A 23606-nucleotide genomic window follows, 5' to 3' on the forward strand; every position below is an offset into this window, starting at 1 on the left:
GAGAGGGTCAGGGGGAGGCATCAGCCCGCACGGTAAAACGGTTTATCCCCTAAAATCGTCGCCCGCTGCATAATCCGACGCTGCGGCAGATAATCCGCGTTCGCATAGTGTTGCGTCACGCGATTGTCCCAGATCGCCAGATCGTTCTCCTGCCAGCGCCAGCGCACCTGAAATTCCGGCCTGGTGATATGGGCAAACAGGAAGCTTAACAGCGCATCGCTCTCTTTTTCCGTCACGTCTACGATCCGCGTCGTAAAGCCTTCGTTCACAAATAACGCCTGCTTACCGGTCACCGGGTGCGTACGCACTACCGGATGCAGCAGCGGCGGATGTTTCGCGACCGCGTCCTGCCAGCGCAGATGTTCCTCTTCGCTTTTCCGGTACTTGTACTCCTGGAAGGATTTTTTGAAGTCATGTTCGGCCCGCAACCCGCTCAGCAGCGTCCGGAACGGCACGGACAGCGCCTCGAAGGCGGCGATACCGCTGGCCCACAGCGTATCTCCACCGGTGTCCGGCAACAGCTTCGCCGCCAGTATCGCCCCGGCAGGTGGCGTTTCGATAAACGTCACGTCGGTGTGCCAGTTGTCGTTGTCCGGCGGATTATCGTTATGGGTATCCAGCACGATGATCTCCTCCACGCCTTCCGCATGGGGATAGACCGGGTGGATATGCAGATCGCCGAAGCGCAGAGCCAGCGCGCGCTGCTGCTGCGGGGTGATCGCCTGTTCGCGCAGGAACACCACCTGATGGCGCAGCACCGCGTGGTACAACTGCTCGAACTGGTTATCGCTCAGTGGACGGGTCACGTCCAGGCCGGAGACCTGCGCACCAATGTATGGCCCCAGCGGGGTGATGGTCAGACGTTCACTCATTGTATTTCTCCATGCCAGGGCGTCAGACGTCGCTGTAGCGCGCGCAGCCCCAGTTCTAATCCAAAGGCGATCACGGCGATCACCGCGATCCCTGCCAGCACGACGTCAGTCGCCAGAAACTCTCCCGCCGACTGCACCATAAACCCTAATCCGCGCGTGGCGGCGATCAGCTCAGCCGCCACCAGCGTTGACCAGCCCACCCCGAGGCCAATGCGCAATCCGGTTAAAATCTCCGGCAGCGCGCCCGGTAAAATCACAAACAGCAGCACCTGAAGACGGCTGGCACCAAGCGACTGCGCCGCGCGGATCCGCACCTGCTGCGCACTCTTCACCCCAGCCAGTGCCGACATAGCAACCGGGGCAAAAATCGCCAGATAAATCAGCAAGATTTTCGAGGTTTCCCCGATGCCAAACCAGATCACCATCAGCGGCAGATAGGCCAGCGGTGGGACCGGACGGTAAAGCTCAATCAGCGGGTCTAGAATGCCGCGCACCGTCGGGCTCAGCCCCATCGCGATACCCACCGGGATGCCAATCACTACCGCCGCCAGCAGCGCCACCAGAATACGCGCCAGACTGGCACCTAAATGCTGCCAGAGCGTGGCATCCATAAAACCCTGCGGCCCGGCGATGGTGATGAGTTTCGCCAGCACCTGTCCCGGTGGCGGAAGGAACAACGGGCTAACCCACTGTTGCGCTGCCACCGCCCACCAGACCGCGAGCAATACCAGCAACGTGCCCGCACTCAGCGTGATCTGGCGAGAGAACGGCCAGCGTAACGCGAGACGAGGACGGCGCGTTTTTTCACTGAAGACAATGCTCATGAGAATGCCTCCCGTTGTTCAAATACGCGGCTTAAAACATATTCGCGCTGTTCAATAAACAGCGGATCGGATTTGATACTGCGGACCGGTTCACCGGCCACATAGCGACGGGCAAAGCTGAGCGGCAACCGCTCCAGCACACGACCCGGCCCCGGCGAAAGCAACACCAGTTCGGTCGCCATAAACACCGCCTCTTCGATATCGTGGGTGATCAGCAGTACCTGCTTGCCCGTTTCGTGCCACAGGCGCAAAAGCAGCGTTTGCATCTGCTCACGGGTGAAGGCGTCCAGCGCACCAAACGGCTCATCCAGCAGCAACAGCTGTGGGTTTGCCGCCAGCGCGCGGGCAATCCCGACCCGCTGACGCTGGCCACCGGAAAGCTGCCAGATAAAACGTTTTTCAGCGCCCTCCAGCCCCACCTTTTTTAGCATCTCACGCGCGGTCGCCAGCCGTTGTTCACGGTGAATCCCCGCAAGCTGCAGGCCGAAGGCGACGTTTTCCTGCACGTTGCGCCACGGAAGCAGCCCTTCACTCTGAAAGACCACGCCGCGCTCTGCACCCGGACCCTCGACCCGTTTCCCTTCCAGCTGGATGGAGCCATGCTGATACGGTACAAACCCGGCGATCAGATTCAGCAGCGTGGTTTTGCCGCACCCGGACGGCCCCAGCACGACCAGCAATTCACCACTGTCCAGCGTCAGGTTGATCTCCTCCAGCACGGGTTTACCGCCGTAATCAGCAGACAGATTTGTAATATTCAGCATCGCTTCCCCCTTATTTCACAAAGCGATCGGTCACGTACTGGCTGTAATCTGTCTCCACTGCAGGCACTTTGCCCTGTTCTTTCAGAAACGTAGCGGTATCGACAATCGCTTTATTGACCGGCCCATTGAGCTGCTGAACCTGTTGTGCAGGCGTGAGATAGGTATTGCCTTTCACCAGCCCCGGCACGTCCGCTTCCGGAACGCCGCTCAGGCGCGACAGTTTTTCCAGATTGCCCGTCTCTTTCAGCCACGCATCGGGGTTGCTGAGATAAGGCTGTTGGGCGTCAATGGCGCTTTTAGCAAACGCCTTCACCACATCAGGGTGTTTCTCCGCGAAGTCTTTACGCACGACCCACACGTCGAGCGTCGGCGCGCCCCACTGCCCCACCTGTTCGGAATCGGTCAGCACGGTGCCGTCTTTTTCCAGCTCATTCACGGCAGGTGCCCAGACGTAAGCGCCGTCGATATCCCCACGCTGCCAGGCGGCAATAATTGCGGGTGGCTGCAGGTTGATGATCTGCACCTGGCCCGGCTTGATGCCCCAGTGTTTGAGCGCCGCCAGCAGGCTGTAATGGGTGGTGGAGATAAACGGCACGGCGATGCGCTTGCCAATCAGATCTTCCGGCCGGGTGATGTTTTTCTTCACGACCAGGGCTTCAGAGTTCCCGAGCTGTGACGCCAGCAGGAAAACCTCAACAGGCACCTGCTGGCTGGCAGCCACCGCCAGCGGGCTGGAACCGATATTGCCAATCTGCACATCGCCGGACGCTAATGCGCGCACGACGGCCGCCCCGCTGTCGAATTTACGCCAGTCCACCTTCGCGCCGCTTTCTTTGGCGAAAGTGTTATCCGCCTGCGCAACTTTTGCCGGTTCCGCAGAGGTTTGATACGCGACGGTAACGTCTACCGCCTGTGCCTGAAATGCCCACAGCGCCAGCGCGCCGAGAAGTGTAATTCGCGATGAAATTGCCATTGTGACTGCTCCCCTTGTTGTTATGAGGGCAGTATTTCCGGCGCAGGAATTTTGATAAAGGAATAAAAAAGAATCGTTAATTCCGATTCGTTTTTAGAAAAAAAGTGGCAAAGGATAGTGAATTTTGTGGGGTTTATTCTGGCTCCCTCTCCCGACGGGAGAGGGATGAGGTGAATGCATCAGACGACACACGGCATCAGCGCTGCGCCTTTAGCTCTGCAATGTCTGTCGGCGTGGTCCGGCAACATCCTCCAATCAACTTCGCCCCGGCCGCCAGCCACTGGGGTAAATAGCCCGCAAGCGTTTCGCAGGCTTCGCCATGGTGATGCCAGGTTTTGGTCACGGCGTCATAATGCTCCCCCGAATTCGGGTAGACCACCAGCGGCAGTGCGGTGAGGCTGTGAAGATGTTTCAGCGCCGCGGTGGTATTTTCCAGCGCGATACAGTTGATCCCCAGCGCCACAATTTGCGGATAGCGTTCCAGCGCAGAAATCACCTCGCGCAGCGGCGTGCCGTCGCTGAGGTGCTCGCTGTCACGCAGGGTAAACGAGAACCATCCCCGGGCTCGGGGATACTCGGCAAGAAGCGCCGCCAGCGCCTTGATTTCAGCAAAGGATGGCAGCGTTTCGCAGGCCAGCAGATCTGCCCCGGCATCCAGCAGCGCTTCCACGCGCGGGCGATGGAAATCGGTAAACGCTTCTGCGCTTCGCACGTAGTCACCGCGATACTCAGATCCATCCGCCAGGTATGCACCATACGGCCCAACCGATCCCGCGACCAGCAGCGTGCCTGCACGAGGGTTTTCCGCGAGATACGCTTCGCGCGCCTTACGCGCCAGCTCCACGCTTTTGCCAATCAGCGCACGGGATTGCGCCTCATCCAGGCCTCGTGCGGCAAACCCCGCAGGCGTGGCCTGATAGCTGGCGGTGATCGCCACCTGCGCGCCCGCCCGGTAGTAGTCCAGATGAACGTCGCGGATAAGATCCGGGTTTTCAACCAGCACTTTGGCAGACCACAGGCTGTCTGCAAGATTACAACCGCGCGCTTCCAGTTCCGTCGCCATCGCGCCATCCAGCACCACAAATGGCTGTTTTTCAAGGATGGCGGTAAGCGGATTATTCTGCGACATGTTCAGGCTCCTGCGATGTCATGTTTCGGGTCAGGTAGTAGGCACCATAACACAGGGCAACAAACGGAAGCCCGCAATAAAGGGCAATACGCTGACTCGGGTCAAACGCCAGACCAACACAGGCCACCACGCAGAGGATAAAGCCGAGCACCGGCACCAGCGGATACCACGGCGCGCGATACTGCAGAGCGGAAAGCGGCTGACCAGACTGAAGATGGCGACGACGGAAGACAAAATGCGACGCGCAGATGCTGATCCAGACCGCCACCACAGCAAAGCCTGAGATGGCGGACAGTGCGACAAACACCGTGTCCGGTGCCACCACGCTTGAGAACAGCGCCAGTACGCCGCCAAGCATTGAAACAGAAATCGCCGTCATGGGTACGCCGTTTTTATTAACGCGCGCAAAGCAACGCGGCAGCGTTTTTTCATTCGAGAGCGACCAGAGCATGCGGCCAGAAGCGTACAGGCCCGAGTTCGCCGCCGACAGGATGGCCGTCAGGATCACGAAGTTAAAAATATCAGCCGCGTACGGAATACCGACCTTTTCGAACACCAGTACAAACGGACTTTTTTCCACGCCCGCCTGATGCATCGGGATCAGCGCGGCCAGCACAAACACGGTACCAATAAAGAAGATGATCAGCCGGGCAATGGTGGTACGAATGGCAACCGGAATCACCTTGTGCGGGTTTTCCGTCTCACCCGCCGCGATACCGATAAGCTCTGTCCCGGAGAAGGCGAAGTTCACCGCGACCATGGTCATCAGGATGGGCAGGCCGCCGTGCGGGAACCAGCCTTCGGCGGTAAGGTTGGTTAAGCCCGGCGCGGGAGAACCGTCCTGCATCGGGATAAAGCCAAACACCGCAGCGCCGCCAAGAATAATAAAGGCAATAATGGTGATGACTTTCACCAGCGAGAACCAGAACTCGCCTTCGGCAAAGAAGCGCGTGGAGATGACGTTAAGGCCGAAGATCACCACGCAGAACACCACGCACCACGTCCAGACGGGCACCTGCGGGAACCAGTACTGCATACAGAACCCGGCGGCGGTAAAGCTCGACCCGAGCGCCACCGTCCAGGTTAGCCAGTAAAGCCACGCCACGGTATAGCCTGTAGCCGGGCCAAGATAGCGGGCGGCATAGACGTGAAACGCGCCGGTTTCCGGCATCGCAACGGAAAGTTCGCCCAGACACTGCATCACCAGCCAGACCACCAGCGCCAATCAGGTACGCCAGCAGCGTTCCTGCGGCCCCGGTCGTTGAAATGATATAACCAGTATTGAAGAATAGCCCTGTCCCAATGACCCCACCCAGCGAGAGCATAATCAGGTGGCGTGTTTTCATGGTGCGCTTAAGCTGCCCATTTTCTTGTTGTGTTTGCATATTACCTTCTATACGTATGGACATCTAAACATCCAAAGAAGGTGTGTTATACCGCGATTGTTAAGAAAAAGCTAGACGACCAGACGTAATCGAGCGCGCCGCGCGCTGAGTCTGGGGTGGGTTGTGAGGATCACATACAGGAACGGACGCCAGGCCATAAGTACCTCCGCAAGCAGATACTTACAGCATGGCGCGGACCCTGGCGTTCTTCGGTCAGTCGAAAGTGGTATCCGTAAGGAGCGGGTTCATACGCGGGATTTTACAGCGGCGCAATTCTTGGTAAATCCCTCAATCAGTTCTATAGTCGACACAGTTTCATCGTTACAGGATCAACTGATGCGCTTTAACGGACTGACCAAAGGTTTCTTTATCTTCATACTCGCCCTTGTCACCTGGGCTTTCTTCGACGTGCTCTCCCCCTACTTCTCCGCGATTTTATGGGCAGCCATTCTTACCGTTATCTTTAACCCGGTAAAAAACAAGCTGCGCACGGCGATGGGCGATCGCAACGGACTGGCTTCGCTGTTAACCATCGGCATTATCTGCCTCATCGTCTTTATCCCGTTGATGGTGATCTTTTCATCGCTCGCCATTGAACTGAACGTGGTGTACACCAAGCTGCAAGCGAACAATACCCAATTCCCGGAAGTGGTGGCGAGCATCTTTAACCACCTGCCAGGCTGGGCCAGCGGCTTCCTTGCGGACCACAATCTGACGAACGCGGCGCAGATCCAGAAAAAACTCTCCGATGTGGCCCTGCAGGGCGGACAGTATCTGGCCGGCAGCGCGTTTCTGATTGGTAAAGGGACGTTTGGCTTTGCGATCAGCTTCGGCATCATGCTTTATCTGCTGTTCTTCCTGCTGAAAGATGGTCCGTATCTGGTACGCCAGATCCTTGATTCGCTTCCTCTGTCTGATTTTGCCAAACAGCATCTGTTCGCCAAATTCGTCGGCGTCTCGCGGGCAACGGTAAAAGGTACGGCGGTAGTGGCGGTGGTTCAGGGCACGCTCGGCGGGATTGCATTTGCCATCGCTGGCATTGACGGTAGCGTACTCTGGGGCGCGCTGATGGCGTTCCTTTCGCTGGTTCCGGCCGTCGGCTCGGCCATTGTCTGGGTGCCGGCCGCCATCTTCCTGTTCGCCACGCATCAGCTCTGGCAGGGTCTCTTTATCGTTGGCTTCTTCGTCATCATTGTCGGGCTGGTGGACAATATCCTGCGTCCATTGCTGGTGGGGAAAGACACCAAAATGCCGGACTACCTGATCCTCATCTCAACCCTTGGCGGGATGGAGCTGTACGGCATTAATGGCTTTGTGATTGGGCCGCTGATCGCCGCGCTGTTCATCGCCTGCTGGAACCTGTTCTCCGGTCGCGATCACGCGGGTAACGCCGAAGAGCTGGATGCGGATTTCATCGAGGAAGGAAAAAACCCTCCAGATTTGTGATGATATGACGATAAAGACCACACCAGGCGGCACTGTGCCGCCTTTTTTTTCGCCTTAAATCAAACGTTTTCTATAATTTGAAAGAACGCCATCCTTCTCATGTCGTAAAAGGATCCACAGGTGCGAATCGCAACGATAACTAACTGGGCCTATGGTGCCACGGTCTGCCTGACCCTTGTCTCAGGCATCATCATGCTGATGGCATCCAATGCCGACACCGTGGAACGTCATGCCGTGGAACAGCGGCAGCGCTTTGATGAGCTGACGGAGGATATTGAAACCGACGCCTGGGCGCAGTCCGATTTAGCCCGCCTGTACGTAATAAAAAAAGATCCGCAAACCCTCAGACAATACAGCCAGTCAGAGAACAACCTGAAAAATGTCGAGCTGAGGCTGGATAAACTGCGCGATAACGGCGCGTCCGATGAGGAGCTGTCCCTGCTGCGGGAAGGTCTCAAGATTATCGATGAGCTACAGGATGAACAGCAGACGGCCCTGACCAGTACAGAACGGGGAGAAGATGCCCAGGCCATTGCCCTGCTTTATGGTGCCCCCTATGAGCAGGCACTGGAACGCGCACAAAACCAGATTGATCACTTTCGCCAGATCCTCGACAAGCGGGTGATTGCGTCCGTGCAGGATGCCACCAAAAAATCGAAAGCGCTGCGTACGGCCTCTGAACTGATGGTTGGCCTGACCGCCCTGCTGTTTCTGTTTGTCCTGGGCTTTATCCTGAAACGCCGCGTGCTGCGCCCCGTGGTGCGCCTGAGCGACGTGGTACACCGTCTGGCGTCGCAGGATTACGCCGTCGAAACGCCGAATTTTAATCAGATTGATGAGATTGGCGATATGGCGCAGGCGATCCGTATTTTTCGTGAAAACGGCCTTGCCCGGCAACGGCTGGAAAAAGAGCGCGACGCCGACTGGGCTGTCCGCGAACTGCTGGCCCGCATGACGCAGCGGCTGCAAGGGTGTGAGAACTTTACCGATGTTATCAACGTGGCGGAGATGTTTGCCCCCAATATCGCCCCGGGGGTCCCTGGCCGGCTCTATGTCCTTGACCGCGATCCCTGGCAGATGCGCTGCGTTGCCCAGTGGCTCTCCCCCACGGGAGAGGAGATGATGTTTCATCCTGACGAATGCTGGGCAGTAAGGCGTGGTCAGAGTCATCCCCCGTTCAGCGGTAAGCCGGATATCGCCTGCTATCATCTGCCGGAATCACTGGCGTATCGTTCGCTGTGCGTGCCGCTTATTGCCCAGGGCGAGGCCATTGGTCTACTCTCATTCCAGAATATCACCGCGGAAAATGCCCCTGCCCGTGCTTATCTCGAACTCATGGCCGAAGCGCTCGGTCTGGCGCTGGCAAACCAGCGGCTACGCGATGCGTTGCTGGAAAAAGCATTGTTCGACCCGCTGACCGGCTTGCGTAATCGCCATCATCTGGAAGATACGCTTCATACCCAAATGACACAGGCCATTCGTAACGGCGAACCACTGAGTTGCATGATGATCGATATCGATCACTTCAAGAGCATTAATGACCGGTTTGGCCATGAAGCGGGTGATCAGGTTATTAAAAGCGTAGCGACGATTGTTCAGCGGGCTACCCATGACAACGGAATGGCTTTCCGCTACGGCGGGGAGGAGTTTTTAGTACTGCTTTCCGGTGCTGATGAAGAAGAAGCGCATGACTGTGCTCAACAGATTTACAACGGCGTACAAGGGTTGTCGCTACGTTATGGACTCACGGAGATTGGGCCAGTCGATGTTTCGATTGGTATCGCCAGCTATCCGCAGCACGCCCAGAGTGACAACCTGCTGCGTGCAGCCGATGTGGCTTTGTACCGGGCTAAAGAACTGGGTCGATCGCGGATTGTAAGTTTTGGGATGCTGGAGGGGGGCTAGACGTCATGTTGCGCCACTGATGCTTTCCCCTGTTCATGAGCGCGTGATAGCCCAAAGCACCACGATACCCAGCGCATTACTGCGTTTTTCAACATATAAGGTGTTATCGAGTTGATAGTCGCCCATCGGGTGACAAATACGTATCTTCTCTTTCAGTTCAGGTTCATATACTTCAGCCCCTTCACAATTATATCTGCCTACAGATTTATATTTGTAAGGAGCACTCCAGGACGACACTTTCCCATCCAGTAAATAAACCGCCGTAAAGACGACGAAAATGGCGAGAGGCATGCTGATAATAAAGGTGCCAATGAACACTTTTAGACGCTCAGAAAACGGCCAACCTTTCAACCGTCCCTTCCAGATAAAAATGACCATCAAAGCCAGCGACAAGAGCAATGAGCCGGTCGCGATGTATTGCATTGCGAGAGCGTTAATAAATGTCACACGGTAAATTTCTACGCGCCAGGTAATAAAACAAATTACCAGCGTCAATACCCCAACAATCGCTGGAATCAAAAACGAATAAGACGTTTTTTTCATATTGCACCCTTCCCTTGTCGTTATTGCGTGGTCAGGAGATCAATCATCGCGCGGGTGGCAGCGGACTGGCGCCGGTGTGGCGCGAAGATCACCGAGAACGGCCGCGAGCGTCCGCGAAGGTGAGGAAGCACCTCCACCAGCTGACCGCGCTGTATCCTGTCCCGAACGATAAATTCATAGCTCTGGCAAATCCCCATACCGTGTTCAGCCAGGGAGACGACGCCCAGCACATCATCCGACGTTTCGATAGTTGAAGCGGGTAGCCAGTCCACATCGCGTTCGTCTTCCCGAAACACCCACGGAGCGATGCGACCGGTGCGCGGCAAAATAAACGGCAGACACATGTGTCGGTGCAAATCATCCAGCGTTTGCGGAGTCCCCATCCTGTGAAGGTACGCGGGTGATGCGACCAGAAGCAAAGCGGCATCCTCCAGTTTACGCGCGACTAAACCACTGTCGGGCATCTGACCCAAACGAATCGCCAGATCGAACCCTTCAGCAATCAGGTCGACGTTGCGGTTGGTGATGTTCAGATCCACCTGAACGCGCGGGTAGTGCTGGGAGAATCGCGCCAGCAAGGGCGGCAGACGATAGTGCCCGTAGGTAGTCGGTACACTCATGCGCACGCGTCCGGTCAGGTCGCCTTCCTGACCCTGCCCATCACGTTCGGCTTCATCCAGCAGGGAAAAAGCAGAGCGCGCCTGCTCCAGATAGACTCGCCCTGCCTCGGTCAGGCCTACCCGACGGGTGGTTCGCTGTAAAAGCTGTCGTCCCAGACGCGTCTCAAGGCGGGAAACCGCACGACTCAACACCGAGGGCGTGGTGGACAGGGCGACGGCAGCAGCAGTAAATGAGCCGTGTTCAACGACAGCGATGAAGACCTCAACATCGCCAAGATAATCGAATTTTCTGCTCATTATGCTCTTTCAGGAACAAATGTTTTTCAATTCCGCTAATTTATCTCCTGTTGGGCGATGAGTAAAGTGTGCGCATTCATCACCAGAGGGTAAAATCATGGATCTTCAACTCACCGGTAAGACTGCACTCGTTACTGGCGCAACCGCGGGGATTGGTCTGGCCATCGCCCGCACGCTGGCGCGCGAAGGCGTGGCCGTCACCATTACTGGTCGTGACCACGCGAAATTGCAAAACGCCGTGGCAGACATTACCGCCGCTCAGCCTCAGGCGCAGGTCACCGCTATCGTTGCCGACCTGGGAAGCGCTGAGGGGGCAAAAGCCCTGATTGCGGCCTGCCCTGACACCGATATTCTCATCAACAACCTGGGCTTTTATGAAGCCCGAGACTTCGCCGACATCACCGATGATGAGTGGCTGAACATGTTCAACATCAATGTCATGTCCGGCGTTCGCCTGTCACGGCATTATTTCCCGCGCATGCTGGAACGCAACTGGGGCCGGGTGATTTTTATGTCGAGCGAAGTCGGCGCGTTCACGCCGCCAGACATGGTGCATTACGGCGTCAGTAAGTCGGCGCAACTCGCCGTTTCGCGCGGTATGGCCGAACTCACGAAGGGGACGGGCGTTACGGTCAACAGCGTACTGCCTTCAGCGACCCGCTCCGACGGCATTATCGAATACCTGCGCCAGACCGCGCCTGCACCGGGTATGACCGACCAGGAGATCGAAGCGAATTTCTTCCAGACCTACCGCCCCAGCTCTCTTATCGCGCGAATGATCGATGCTGATGAGATAGCCGCGATGGTCGCGCTGCTGGCAAGCCCGTTGGGCGCTGCCTCTAACGGTGCCGCGGTGCGCGTCGAAGGCGGCACCTTCCGCTCCATTCTTTAATGCAGCAGCCGTCATGACCTGAGGGAAATCAGTGTCCCCTGCTTTCCCCTATTTACCGGAGCATAGAAATGTTCAAACGTACCCGTAATATGTCCGCCATCGCGATGGCAATGTTGTTCTCTTTTGCGAGCGTAGCCAGCGCAGCGAACCAGGCCCCTCTTGAGCGCTGGCGCAGCTATACCGGCGTAACCTGGAATACGCCTGAGAAGGGGGAAACGCCGACGCCGTTTTCCGGCTCGGTTAACGCGCCCATCGCAGGCATCCACTTTGATGCAAAGGGAAGAGCCTTTGTCAGTACCCCTCGACTGGTTTCAGCCGGTGCACCCGCGACGTTAAGTATTCTTGATACGACCGTGCAGACCGGACCGGCGCGCCTCACGGCATTTCCGTCCCGCGAGGGTAATGCGGTGGAAACCGCTCCCGACCAGAACCTGCGTAACGTGCTTGGCTTCTATATTGACCGTAAGAATGGCTGGCTGTGGGCCCTGGATATGGGGTTCGTCGCGGGAGAAGCGGAATCCCCCGTGGGTTCGCAGAAACTGATGGTGCTGGATCTGAATACCGGCCGCACGATCAAACGCATTCCACTGGATGGCGTGGCAGACCGCAAGGCGAGCTTCCTCAATGATGTGGTTGTTGATGAAACGCGCCGTGTCGCTTACATCTCCGACAGCGGCTCGCGCAGTGCGCCTGAGAACCGCGTCGGTCTTATCATCGCCGATTTCGCAACCGGCACTGCCCGACGTGTGCTCGACCGTCATCCAGACCTGCAGATTGAGCCGGGTGTGAAAGTCGTCTCGCACGGGGCTGAAGTCTGGCCAGGTCATCCATTACTGATTGGCATCAACGGTATTGCGCTGTCTCCGGATACCGGCACGCTCTACTGGACGGTGACGACAGGGACCCATGCATTTGCGGTACCGACTGACATTCTGCGAAAGCCAGGTGCTGACGATGCGCAGATTGCGGCGCAGATCCGGGATCTTGGTTCGGTGGGAGGCAATACCGACGGTATCGTGACCGATGCCAAAGGCAACCTCTATATCACCGATGTGACACACAACGGTATTGTCAGGTATGAACCGAAGAGCGGCTCAATGACCCTGATGGCGTCAAACGACGGCGTACACTGGCCGGACACGCCGGCCATCAATCCGGACGGGGATCTGATCTTTACCTCCAGCAGCCTGAACGACCATTTTGCTGGCGCGGTCAAACCTGGCCAGGAGCGCTATGACGTATGGCGTTTACCCCTGAAGGCGTTGCAGGATAAGCACCAGTAACGCGACTGCGCATGCTCAGCACTGGAAACACTACACGCTCACAGGGACTCTCCTTGTGGGCGTGTACATTACTGACGCCGGTGTATGCGAGATAACCGGTGCAGCCAGAAGCAAACGGGCAATGACAGCAACAGAAAAAGGCAAAATGCGGCCAGGAATGCATCCGTTGTAGTAAAATGCAGGACTGAAGCCGCCAGTCCCCCTGCGATTCCACTGAGCACTATCAGGCCGAAAAACACCCACCCGGTAGAGTACCAGAGAATATTGTTAATTAGTCTTCTTATCATCTGCTGAGTTCTGCGAATAATATTGGAATGAATAAGATATCGGTTTGAGAACGCCGGACATAATCCCTGCCGCCATATCAATGGGGCTGAAAATCGCTGTATCCGAAACGACCCGTTCTTACCGGTATACATTGACGCTGAAACTGCCGGTATTGTCAGAGTATCCGACCTCTGTATCGGCAATATACAGATGCAGGGTACCGCTCTGGGGAGCCGTCCATTTATATACTCCACCGCCTATATCATAACCTTTTCCAGAGGTATCAAATCTCGCCTTCAGCACCTTATCATTGCAGGTAATGAGCCCTTCTTTCACCCTGCCATCCGGCACCGCCAGCGCAAATTCTTCTTTACCGTATTTAATCCAGCCAGAGGCCATTATCGTTATCTCATCACCGGCATTCAGTTGCAGGCCTGTATTAATACCGGAAGGAATATTTGCAGGAACTTCTCCGGACCACTCTGGCTTAGCCGTCATGCTATTCTCCTTTATCAAACTTCATTAACATTACATTTGATGCGTGCTTTACATCAATCAAAGACAAACCCCCCCTGCATGTGACAGACATCACATTTAGTATTCATAACATTTCATCATGGATGCATATGAATATATTTACCTTTTCCACACTTATGTCGAAAGAATAAGGCGATTTCTTTTTTTACGCTGCGTTTTATATAAAGATACCAACACAACCAACAACTAAGGCGCTGATTTGTAATTGATTTTAATGTTAACTATAGGAGTAATCGCACTTTTAATCATGACTGTAATTATACCTTTAGTAAATTAACTACCATGCCTGACTGGCGGTAATAATAGGTACGCGAAGCAGTGAGATGGCGCCTTACAGCACCGCCTGCCGCGATATCCGCCCAATAAAAAACATCTACCTTTCCACTTAATTTCTCGCCTCCCCGACGGAAAATTAATGGGTTAACAAATATCCACTTAGTTACCCTGTGTATTACTTTTTTGGTTTCAACATATACCTCTCACTCATACGCATTACCGCTCTGGAGTAACAAAACACGGCATGAGATTAATCCTAATGTTTAATTCGCAGAACTGCAGCAGACGGGAGATGAACGGAAATCATCAGCATCATTTCCAGAATATTATTTGCTGAGTGGCATATCTATTTATATTCTGATTGTGAATGCCGTACCCCTTAGTAACAAAAAACATTATCTATAGGCTATTTATTACCTCATACCACTGACAAGCTGGATGCTCTACGCTGTCACGATTACGGAGAATTATATGACTGTTTCACCTGCATGGTCGGGCAATATTGACGCAACTGCTGACACGGGCATTAATACCGGACTTAAACTAAAAGCCGGGCAAAAAATCAGTATTATTGCGGAAGGATGGATTAAATACGGTAAGGAAGACTACGCCCTGGCATCGCCATACGGCAGGCTAAAAGAGGGCTTTGTCTTACGGAACGATAAGGTGCTGAAAGCCCGATTCAGTGCATCCGGAAAAAGCTATGACATTGGCAGTGGTGTTTACCAGTGGTCGGTACCGGAAGACGGCGAGCTGATTCTCGTGGTCAGTGACTCTTCACATCGCGACAACAGCGGCGCTTTCAGCGCGGTTGTGTATATCGCTGAAGACGAAAAGAAAGCGGCGGCTAAAAAGGCGGACTGGAAAGGTCATGTTCCCGCAACGCGCAGTGACTGGACCCACACCGGCGTATCCGTGAGCAAAGGGGATAAGGTGATGCTGATTGCAGCCGGTACCGCTCAGTACGACAGCCGCGGTCGCAGCTTTGGACCTGACGGCGACAGCCAGCATCCGTCAGCGCAAAAACCGGATCCCACTTTTGTCCTGCCAGAAGCACTGGCGGGGAAATTACTGATCAAAGCGGGTGAGCATATTTACGGTATCGGAAGCGGCGGTAGCGACTGGGAAGTCCCGGCTGATGGCGAAATTTCATTCATTTTTAATGATACAAATGTTGCGTCTGAATACGCCAATAATACGGGAGGCTATGACGTCAGGTTTGTTGTGCTCGGTTGAAATGCCCGCAGGGAGGCAACGTGCCATTCACTGCCTTCCCTGCCGGTTCACTGGAAAACAAAAATGAACGTTAATGGAGCCCCTGATATGAGCATTATGGACAATAAAAAAGTTGATTTGGTTTTCATCATCGACAGCAGTCTTTCAACGAAGGATGAAGCGGAAGCGCTCTGTGCAAAACTTGAGAGCGCCATTGAGGAGGCCAGAAAAGCCTGCCCTTCGGATTTACGAACTGATTTTCTGGGTATCGAAGGCGTTTTTGCCGGCACCAAATTTAATAAAACGGTCCGTCAGTTCCTGACGAGCGAGGCCGGAGCTAACCCGTCCGCCCTGAAAGGCAGAGAGTATGTCAAAGAGGGGAACCCCGCTCAGGAAGATGTGGCGCCTGCTGCGGAGGACGTTATCCGTCATTACAACTGGCGTGACGGCGCTGAAAAGAATGTTTTTGTGCTGGGAGACGAAAGTCTGAAAGGCGGAGAGATGACCCTGGATGCGGCCCGCATCAAAGCCTGCGATGATGCCATTGCCACCGCCCTGGAGTACGGTGTCAAAATCCACTCCTATCTGGGCACGCCTCATGTCTCATTACCTTATCCCACCCCGGATGATGAGAAAGCCATGGTTCGGGAATACAAGCGCCTGGCGCTTCGTACGGGTGGTGAGCATTATATCTACACCTCCGGCATTGCCGATTTTGCCTCGGTTTTAAAAAGCACCATTTGCGCCAGTAAGGCCACGCAACACGACAGCGTGGCGAACAAAAAAGAAGAAGCAGATGCGCTGGAAGGTAAAACGCCAGCGAAGACGCCTGGTAATGGCAGCGATCTGTGCGCACAGGCCCCTGAGATTGTCCGGGCGGTGAATACGCTTGCTGATGTGCTTAAGAACTTGATTGACGCTTGCGCCAGCGACTGTCGTTGCAAAGAAAATACGCCCCCTTGCCCGTGTCAGGAACATCACAACAAACCGGTGCCCCCCTCCTCACCCCCCGCTGCGCCGGACACTGCCCCTGTCAGTCCCGAACCAACACCTTTCCTGGATGAGAGTAAGTTTACGAATAATCATCTGAATAACTGGCAATTTGGACCGGCAACGCCTGAGCATGAGTTTTACTCAGAAGGTGGCGCGACCATGATTCGTTTTCCGACCACCAATGTTAAAGGCCGGACACACAATGGTGTGCTGCTTTATAAACATTATTCGGAACTCCAGCCGGGGAAACGCTATCGCTTCAGCCTTCAGGCTCGCAGGGACAATGACTACAAGGTGATACCCGAACTGTCACTGCGGGTGGCAGGCCAGGATATTACCTCGGTTACAGCACTTGCCGTGAAAGGCGAGTGGGTCACGCTGTCAGGAGAGTTTACGGCGGCACAGGGCGATAATGTGCTGGAAATTTTCAGCCATAAAGCCAGCGGTGACGGTAACGATTTCAGCATAACTGGAATCACAGTAAAATCAGTCGATTGATTTTGTTACGCTGAATTCATTTCAGATATGAAGTGATGCCGGTTTGGCTACGCGTTGGTTAAACCAGGCATCACTGCTTAGCCAGTGTGCGTCACGCTTGAGATAACGTTGGTCTGGCCCGGTAATACACGGTGGGCATGATTACCCTCGTCGACAGGTTTACCTGAGCATTTAAACCCGCGAGTTACCAGGGAAGCGCAATTTTCTCATCATTCGCTTTCTCGCCGTAATACAAAGAAGGCAGGAAACGAGACAAGAACGTGAACTCTGTATAACAGTGTCGCATGAGCGCTAATCCAACGTCATCGGCAGGTTCAGCGTGGTCGTCATTACTCATACCCAGAATAAACCGGCTACGCAGCACACAACCAAAAGGCGTATCCCGGACAACATGTAGCATTTGTCCGTCCAGCGGGTCGCCCTGGCTATCCAGTTCAGTTTTTTCACCGAAGCCTATCCTTGCGGCAATGATTGCCGAGACACTCCCATCCCCCATTGCCTTGTCGACAGCCATTTCGCCAAATACCGATGCAGGGTGATGGAATTTAAGACGCGCGGGAATGGGAGGGATTTCAGCTAATGATTCAACTGCATGGATGCTTGCGCCGTAAAAACTTTCCCCACGCTTCCAGTTGGCGTCCCATCCACGATGCTCAACATGATCAACGGGATGCCACCATTTTATATGCTGCGTCGTTTCAAAAAAGGTAAACCACCAGTTAATCATACGTCCTTTGCAGCCATGTAAATCGGTGCGCACGGAGACCAGCAGACTCCCGTCATCCAGACGTTTAATACCCGTCTCCAGCGGCATGGGTGAAGGATCAAGCAATGCCGAATAATCCAGCCAGGGCCTGGCAATATCGTGTTGTCGCATTTTTTTCTCCATTAGCATTGGGAAATTCGCACCATTTAGGAAACGAAGTGCGTTTCCTAAACATTACCGATAGAATGGTCGTATGACAAGCGAAAAGGAATCTCCAGGATGACCTCACCAACCAAACCACGCGGACGTCCCTCAGTCCCTGAGGAAGAGGTGAAGAAACAAATCATTGGTAGCGCGACGGCCTTGCTCTTTGACAAAGGCTATGACGCCACAACAATTGAGGCGGTTGCATCGCATGCAGGCGTTGCCAAAAAGACCGTCTATCGCTTTGCGAAAAACAGGGAGGAATTGCTTGGCCTTTCGGTTCGAAACTGGACGGATAACTACGCCCCACTCCTGCAGAGCGATCCGAAAGATAAGGATGACGTTTTACCGGCGTTAAGAAAATTACTGGCTGCGATTTGTGGTCAGGCGCTATCAGTAACCGCCGTGAAAATGTTTCGTCTTCTCAATACTGAATTTCCTGGCAAAGATGATCTTCTCAAGAAATATAATGAAAATGGCATAGCGCGTGGCCAACAATTACTCACTGAGTGGATTATACGACAGCAAAAACAGGGCTGGTTGCCGATGTTACCTGCAGATACCAGTGCCAAAGTCCTACTCGCCATGTGTGTCGCCGAACCTCTTCGGCAGGCGGCGATTGGTTTAACTCATCCTGTTGAGAAAACCGATATTGAGGCACATTTGGATTCTTGTATGCCTTTTATTTTACTTATATTCAGGCAAGGTGATGAATGACATAGTACCTGGTGATTCTTGTAGAGTGTCACGCTTAGTACCTGTTCGAGCTATACAACTACAGGTCGCTACGTACTTACATCTCTGATAGCAACTGTTAACCATAGCGGTAATGACGTGAATTCATATTTCTCCCGTTAGACACAATATTTTTTATATCAACATCAGTAAAGCCCCAATTCATGAGGCTTTTGCATGATTAGTTATAGAGAGCTCTTTTTCGCTCCCTCAATCTCCGCCTGACAAACATCATCATTTGTAAATGTATACTGTAGGTAAACATATCCCTGCGCAGAACTGTTCGCTCTGGCTTCGATAGAAATAGCAGCAATATTATTTTTTAGCGGCGTTTCTTTTGTTCCCTTCCAAGTGGCGGATAGGAAGCGCTCTTTTTTATTTAGCCCCATCATCCAGTCCTGAGGCTCTTTCCAGATTGAACCAGCCAGTAAAAGGTCTGTGGTTTCGGCCTTTCCATAAAGTGAGCTTAACGAGCTACTCAAATCTTCAAACCTTGATTTCAAAGCAAGCCCATAGCTATCGGTATCAATGTTTTTACCGACAGCCCTAATTTGACATAAGCCAGCTTTAGGCGAGATCAACAAACCATACATTTCAAAATCTGCGTTTTGCTTCGGTAGTTTATCGGAAGTATACAGATTCACGCTGTCAGGTAGTGGCTTTAGCTTTGCCCCGATCATATCCTCAATATTTTTCTGGGTTAGACCAGCCTCAAGCCCGAACGGGCCTTCAGCGGGCGGCAGCAGTGGGGGTTGTTCTTGTGTAGTTTTAGCCGTTGCTTCCTTCTTGCCACTGGCGGTTGCTGCATTATCCTGAATTGGTGCAAGCTTAACTTCAGCGAGACCATACTTAGCGGTTAGATATTTTTGCTGCAGCATAGCCATGCTTTGTTCTTCAGTGGCAACGGCTGATAGTTTAAGTACCTGTATCAAACCGCCAGTGTACTGGCTGGCATCTGCTTTAGCTTCGTTGATTTTTGCAGTCAGATTATCGATCTCTGTTTTAATAGAGGCCGCAAGTTCAGGGTCTGGCTTGGTACCAGAGACTACTACATCAATTTTGGCACCGGACTCAATAGCATTTATACGCTGTTCTAAAAGAGCCTTATTCGTTCCCAAAACTTCCAGTCTTGCGGTGGTTAAATTCTTGATCAGTCCACCAGAAAATTGTTGATCAACTTCTTTTGCTGCTGAGATTTCGCCCTCAGTCTGTGATAGCTCAGCCTTAAGAGCCGCAACTTCCTGTTTTTGTTCCGGGGTTAACTCTTGTGGCCCACACCCGGTTAACATCGTTATGCCCACTAATGTTGCAATCAAAGTTTTCTTCATATCCCTATCCCAGTTGAAAGTATTCGGATTAATCCTATCAGGAAGTTAGACGTATTAGAATTTGTCAGTCTTGGTCATGTTCAATGCTTGGGAAGGTGCGAACAAGTCCCTGATATGAGATCATGTTTGTCATCTGGAGCCATGGAACAGGGTTCATCATGAGTCATCAACTTACCTTCGCCGACAGTGAATTCAGCAGTAAGCGCCGTCAGACCAGAAAAGAGATTTTCTTGTCCCGCATGGAGCAGATTCTGCCATGGCAAAACATGGTGGAAGTCATCGAGCCGTTTTACCCCAAGGCTGGTAATGGCCGGCGACCTTATCCGCTGGAAACCATGCTACGCATTCACTGCATGCAGCATTGGTACAACCTGAGCGATGGCGCGATGGAAGATGCTCTGTACGAAATCGCCTCCATGCGTCTGTTTGCCCGGTTATCCCTGGATAGCGCCTTGCCGGACCGCACCACCATCATGAATTTCCGCCACCTGCTGGAGCAGCATCAACTGGCCCGCCAATTGTTCAAGACCATCAATCGCTGGCTGGCCGAAGCAGGCGTCATGATGACTCAAGGCACCTTGGTCGATGCCACCATCATTGAGGCACCCAGCTCGACCAAGAACAAAGAGCAGCAACGCGATCCGGAGATGCATCAGACCAAGAAAGGCAATCAGTGGCACTTTGGCATGAAGGCCCACATTGGTGTCGATGCCAAGAGTGGCCTGACCCACAGCCTAGTCACCACCGCGGCCAACGAGCATGACCTCAATCAGCTGGGTAATCTGCTGCATGGAGAGGAGCAATTTGTCTCAGCCGATGCCGGCTACCAAGGGGCGCCACAGCGCGAGGAGCTGGCCGAGGTGGATGTGGACTGGCTGATCGCCGAGCGCCCCGGCAAGGTAAGAACCTTGAAACAGCATCCACGCAAGAACAAAACGGCCATCAACATCGAATACATGAAAGCCAGCATCCGGGCCAAGGTGGAGCACCCATTTCGCATCATCAAGCGACAGTTCGGCTTCGTGAAAGCCAGATACAAGGGGTTGCTGAAAAACGATAACCAACTGGCGATGTTATTCACGCTGGCCAACCTGTTTCGGGCGGACCAAATGATACGTCAGTGGGAGAGATCTCACTAAAAACTGGGGATAACGCCTTAAATGGCGAAGAAACGGTCTAAATAGGCTGATTCAAGGCATTTACGGGAGAAAAAATCGGCTCAAACATGAAGAAATGAAATGACTGAGTCAGCCGAGAAGAATTTCCCCACTTATTCGCACCTTCCCTAGAGAATGAAGCAACGTTATATCGTTAATTTCCGAAAAAAAGTATAACCATCCCTTTGATTTTGATTGGAATACACAACCAGTAATCCTCAGATTTATACGCCACGTTAAAAACTCCTGACTTTTAATACTGGAGTGTTTAAACCCTGTAAAAATCGATAAAAGAGATTGTCGTAAGTTATCAACAGATCCATCACGTGCTGAAACCTTACCTCCCTCGCTAAAATAATATCCTAAGTAACCAAACTTACTTTCGGTTAACAAACCCATACTAGATTTCTCAGGATTCTTAATTGGATCATAAATTTTAAGTCCGAGCCTTCTGAACTTTACAAGAACACTTTCTATCAAAGCTTCTGCCTTATCTGAACGACAAAGGATCATTAAGTCATCAACATATCGGAAGTATGATACATCTTCCCTTGATGCAAAGTGTTTATCAATATTCATCAAGTATATTGCAGCCAATATATTCGAAATTGATAATCCTTGAGGTACGCCACATTCATTAGCTTTATCACTTGCATTAGGCTTAGAAACCGTTGGTGAGCTAATTGCTTTACCTATTAGAGATAATATATTTTCATCTCTAATTTTTGCTCTAAGTCTCGATATTAACTTGTTATGCCGTATTGACGGATAAAAATTCGCCACATCAAACTTCATAAAATAATTATACTGCTTACTCAAAATAATATTATTAACTTTTACCACCATATTCTGTGGTAACTCAAAATTTAAATCAAATGCATAAACCTCTTGCAAGAAATCACAAATAGCTCTTAAGGCGATTCGGTCCCTGATTGTTGGTATTGAAATTTCCCTTGGCGCCTTTCCTTTACCTTTACTTATAAGCTTTAGTTTATATTTATTGAAGCGATAAGTACCAGCTAAACACTTTCTTCTAATTGTTTCTATTTCGTGATCATGAAAGCGCCAAAAGACTTCATGAGACATATTATCGATACCTGTTGCCGCAGATAACAAAACCACTTCTTTGTAAATTCTTTTTAAATTAGATGATTGAAAATGCTTGAGAAATATATCATATGCACTCATTAGACAGCTCTCAATGAAAACAAGATAATAAAAGGAAAAAGAAACAAAAACAAAAATGATGCTACATTTCGAAGAAAAAGTATGGCTATCATGAAGAAATGGATAAAAGTAGGTTTTTTCGTTAAAAGGCTTTTATCATTCGTATTAAAATATTCGTCGACTATGGCTTTTGCAAAATCTTTTTCTAAATGGTTTTCTGACGAACCTAACACTGCTTGATATTCTTTATCTAATTCGGAAGGATTTGTTGGGAAAAGTGATGCGGTATGTATTACACTCAGTCGCTCGTAACATTGTTTAATTAATAATGCACGGCCTTTAAAATTCATATTATTGATAAAAAGAGTCAACACTAAAATTAGCACTGACAAAGAAACCATTATCGCTGCTTCTTCTATCTTTTGAGCGGGTTTTACTAAGGTATAAATAGAATAACATACTAAAAAAGTTGAATACCAAAGCAAAAGAAGTTGAGAGTAGTAATCAAAATTAAGCAGGCGTCGCTCAGCTTTTATTTTCGCTTTTCTTGTCCACCATATTTTATCAGATAAATCGCTCATCATATAATCCCTAATTAATGTGAGGCGCCGAAGGTAGTAATAAGTAACGCCTGTAAACAGACTAGTCAGACTAGAGGCAAAGCCTCCCAAAATTAGTTGCACCCATTTGGTATGGATGATCGCAGGTGAATCACCTACGATACGCCTCACAGGAAATGTACTACTTTTCATTACAAAAAAAAACTTCAAACGACCAAAATCGCACTACACCGCACCCGCCTGCGGTTTTCAGATCGCAAAAATTTTTCAGTTGGGATTTTTTACAAATGATAGTGCCAGACCGCGCCACAACTGGGGATTTACAGCGAGCAGGGAACTGAAAAGAGTGAAAAGAATTTCAGTTTTTTTCAGTTTAGCTTTACTCCAGCATCGTAACCACTTTAATTAAGCTATTGATAGTAAAGAGATATAAAATTTTAGGTGAGATTTTTCATGATAAATGACGGCACACTTAAAAGTTAAGCAGCTGATTCTTATATACATTTTTGCTTAAGCAACTGAAATTTAACGAACCGAAGCCGGGAAAATTTTAGTTACTCCCGGCGAGCCGTTCACTGGCTCTCTTTGGCTGCCAGTAAAAGTTCTAATGCTTTTTGTCGCTCGTCCGGTGGCAAGGCATCCATTAGCTCTTTAATCCGTCCCTGGCCGCTCAAAGCGCTGGGACTAATCGTGTGTGAGAAGGAAACGTTCATCACAAACGTATGCCCACACTCTACATTTGAGCAATAACAGTACACATCTGATAATTTGGGGTGCTTTCGGTTTGTCTTTCTCACCTTTGCCGCAGACATACACTCTGGGCAGTTAATTTTCAGCACTCGCATCGCTGTTCCTCTTTTGCCAGCCAGAATAAGGGATTTGAATCCCTACCTCTTGTTCTGAACGTGTAACACTGGTAACACGTGTAACATCGTTGATTTAATTGAATTTAATCTGTTACCAGTGAGCTAAATAAAGAGGTAACGAGTGGTAACACACTGATTTTTGTTACCTCTGTTACCTCTGGCTA

The 23606-nt window shown here is 51.8% G+C and carries 21 protein-coding genes and 1 pseudogene; 8 read left to right on the top strand and 14 right to left on the bottom strand.

Annotated elements, in window-relative coordinates; genetic code table 11:
* Positions 1 to 20 precede the first annotated feature (20 nt).
* The 6 genes and pseudogenes from tauD to mmuP form a co-directional block, all read right to left on the bottom strand.
* Positions 21 to 872 (bottom strand): taurine dioxygenase, encoded by an 852-nt coding sequence (tauD, locus tag HV157_RS09595; RefSeq protein ID WP_014168804.1) that lies wholly within the window; start codon positions 870 to 872, stop codon positions 21 to 23.
* Complete coding sequence (gene tauC, locus HV157_RS09600) at positions 869 to 1696, bottom strand: taurine ABC transporter permease TauC (RefSeq protein ID WP_014168802.1); 828 nt, start codon at positions 1694 to 1696, stop codon at positions 869 to 871. The genes tauD and tauC overlap by 4 nt, the downstream gene beginning before the upstream one ends.
* Positions 1693 to 2460, bottom strand: coding sequence for a taurine ABC transporter ATP-binding subunit (gene tauB, locus HV157_RS09605; protein ID WP_014168801.1), 768 nt, complete (start codon positions 2458 to 2460; stop codon positions 1693 to 1695). Before tauB ends, tauC begins: the two co-directional genes overlap by 4 nt.
* A 10-nt stretch (positions 2461 to 2470) precedes the next feature.
* Positions 2471 to 3433, bottom strand: a complete 963-nt coding sequence (gene tauA / locus HV157_RS09610; protein ID WP_047955097.1) for a taurine ABC transporter substrate-binding protein — start codon at positions 3431 to 3433, stop codon at positions 2471 to 2473.
* Positions 3434 to 3629: 196 nt separating this feature from the next.
* Entirely contained in the window at positions 3630 to 4562 is a 933-nt protein-coding gene (gene mmuM, locus HV157_RS09615) for a homocysteine S-methyltransferase (RefSeq protein WP_047955096.1), read from the bottom strand.
* Positions 4549 to 5947 (bottom strand): annotated as a pseudogene (gene mmuP / locus HV157_RS09620) (S-methylmethionine permease). Before mmuP ends, mmuM begins: the two are co-directional and overlap by 14 nt.
* A gap of 336 nt (positions 5948 to 6283) precedes the next feature.
* Here mmuP and HV157_RS09625 point away from each other — a divergent pair.
* Together HV157_RS09625 and HV157_RS09630 are read left to right on the top strand one after the other, a co-directional pair.
* Entirely contained in the window at positions 6284 to 7393 is a 1110-nt protein-coding gene (locus HV157_RS09625; protein WP_182268245.1) for an AI-2E family transporter, read from the top strand.
* Between the two features lie 120 nt (positions 7394 to 7513).
* A complete protein-coding gene (locus tag HV157_RS09630; protein WP_121340296.1) occupies positions 7514 to 9298 on the top strand; it encodes a diguanylate cyclase in 1785 nt (594 codons plus the stop codon).
* A gap of 33 nt (positions 9299 to 9331) precedes the next feature.
* Here HV157_RS09630 and HV157_RS09635 read toward each other — a convergent pair whose 3' ends face one another.
* A complete protein-coding gene (locus HV157_RS09635) occupies positions 9332 to 9841 on the bottom strand; it encodes a hypothetical protein (RefSeq protein WP_020885258.1) in 510 nt (169 codons plus the stop codon).
* A gap of 20 nt (positions 9842 to 9861) precedes the next feature.
* Positions 9862 to 10758, bottom strand: a complete 897-nt coding sequence (locus tag HV157_RS09640; RefSeq protein WP_032677486.1) for a LysR family transcriptional regulator — start codon at positions 10756 to 10758, stop codon at positions 9862 to 9864.
* 97 nt (positions 10759 to 10855) lie between these two features.
* On the opposite strand from HV157_RS09640, the gene HV157_RS09645 reads away from it, so the two are divergent.
* Together HV157_RS09645 and HV157_RS09650 are read left to right on the top strand one after the other, a co-directional pair.
* Positions 10856 to 11650: an SDR family oxidoreductase gene (locus tag HV157_RS09645; protein WP_063156357.1), complete on the top strand. Its 795-nt coding sequence runs from the start codon at positions 10856 to 10858 to the stop codon at positions 11648 to 11650.
* 68 nt (positions 11651 to 11718) lie between these two features.
* The gene (locus tag HV157_RS09650; protein ID WP_047366355.1) at positions 11719 to 12933 is read left to right on the top strand and encodes an L-dopachrome tautomerase-related protein; all 1215 of its coding nucleotides are present in this window, start codon (positions 11719 to 11721) and stop codon (positions 12931 to 12933) included.
* A gap of 405 nt (positions 12934 to 13338) precedes the next feature.
* Here the strand turns inward: HV157_RS09650 and HV157_RS09655 are convergent, their stop codons facing one another.
* Positions 13339 to 13698: a LecA/PA-IL family lectin gene (locus tag HV157_RS09655; protein WP_182268244.1), complete on the bottom strand. Its 360-nt coding sequence runs from the start codon at positions 13696 to 13698 to the stop codon at positions 13339 to 13341.
* 786 nt (positions 13699 to 14484) lie between these two features.
* On the opposite strand from HV157_RS09655, the gene HV157_RS09660 reads away from it, so the two are divergent.
* Both HV157_RS09660 and HV157_RS09665 read left to right on the top strand, forming a co-directional pair.
* Positions 14485 to 15249, top strand: a complete 765-nt coding sequence (locus HV157_RS09660) for a LecA/PA-IL family lectin (protein ID WP_047366357.1) — start codon at positions 14485 to 14487, stop codon at positions 15247 to 15249.
* A gap of 63 nt (positions 15250 to 15312) precedes the next feature.
* Positions 15313 to 16719, top strand: coding sequence for a carbohydrate binding domain-containing protein (locus HV157_RS09665; RefSeq protein WP_182268243.1), 1407 nt, complete (start codon positions 15313 to 15315; stop codon positions 16717 to 16719).
* A gap of 184 nt (positions 16720 to 16903) precedes the next feature.
* Here the strand turns inward: HV157_RS09665 and HV157_RS09670 are convergent, their stop codons facing one another.
* Positions 16904 to 17596 carry a hypothetical protein gene (locus HV157_RS09670; RefSeq protein WP_047955088.1) on the bottom strand — a complete coding sequence of 231 codons (693 nt, stop codon included), beginning with the start codon at positions 17594 to 17596 and terminating at the stop codon, positions 16904 to 16906.
* A 108-nt stretch (positions 17597 to 17704) separates the two neighbouring features.
* Between HV157_RS09670 and HV157_RS09675 the strand changes: the two genes are divergently transcribed.
* On the top strand, positions 17705 to 18346 hold the full coding sequence (locus tag HV157_RS09675) for a TetR/AcrR family transcriptional regulator (protein ID WP_182268242.1): 642 nt from the start codon (positions 17705 to 17707) through the stop codon (positions 18344 to 18346).
* A 203-nt stretch (positions 18347 to 18549) separates the two neighbouring features.
* Here the strand turns inward: HV157_RS09675 and HV157_RS09680 are convergent, their stop codons facing one another.
* On the bottom strand, positions 18550 to 19692 hold the full coding sequence (locus HV157_RS09680) for a hypothetical protein (protein WP_182268241.1): 1143 nt from the start codon (positions 19690 to 19692) through the stop codon (positions 18550 to 18552).
* A gap of 158 nt (positions 19693 to 19850) precedes the next feature.
* Here HV157_RS09680 and HV157_RS09685 point away from each other — a divergent pair, with 158 nt between their 5' ends.
* Positions 19851 to 20831 (top strand): IS5-like element IS5 family transposase, encoded by a 981-nt coding sequence (locus HV157_RS09685; RefSeq protein ID WP_000019402.1) that lies wholly within the window; start codon positions 19851 to 19853, stop codon positions 20829 to 20831.
* Positions 20832 to 20939: 108 nt separating this feature from the next.
* Here the strand turns inward: HV157_RS09685 and HV157_RS09690 are convergent, their stop codons facing one another.
* The 3 genes from HV157_RS09690 to HV157_RS09700 form a co-directional block, all read right to left on the bottom strand.
* On the bottom strand, positions 20940 to 22037 hold the full coding sequence (locus tag HV157_RS09690) for a reverse transcriptase domain-containing protein (RefSeq protein ID WP_182378496.1): 1098 nt from the start codon (positions 22035 to 22037) through the stop codon (positions 20940 to 20942).
* A complete protein-coding gene (locus tag HV157_RS09695; RefSeq protein WP_182268239.1) occupies positions 22037 to 22597 on the bottom strand; it encodes an SLATT domain-containing protein in 561 nt (186 codons plus the stop codon). Before HV157_RS09695 ends, HV157_RS09690 begins: the two co-directional genes overlap by 1 nt.
* A 551-nt stretch (positions 22598 to 23148) precedes the next feature.
* Complete coding sequence (locus HV157_RS09700) at positions 23149 to 23421, bottom strand: ogr/Delta-like zinc finger family protein (protein WP_182268238.1); 273 nt, start codon at positions 23419 to 23421, stop codon at positions 23149 to 23151.
* Positions 23422 to 23606: the final 185 nt, after the last annotated feature.

Origin of the sequence: Enterobacter sp. RHBSTW-00318 (genome assembly GCF_014101375.1) — a bacterium.
Lineage (GTDB): Bacteria > Pseudomonadota > Gammaproteobacteria > Enterobacterales > Enterobacteriaceae > Enterobacter > Enterobacter ludwigii.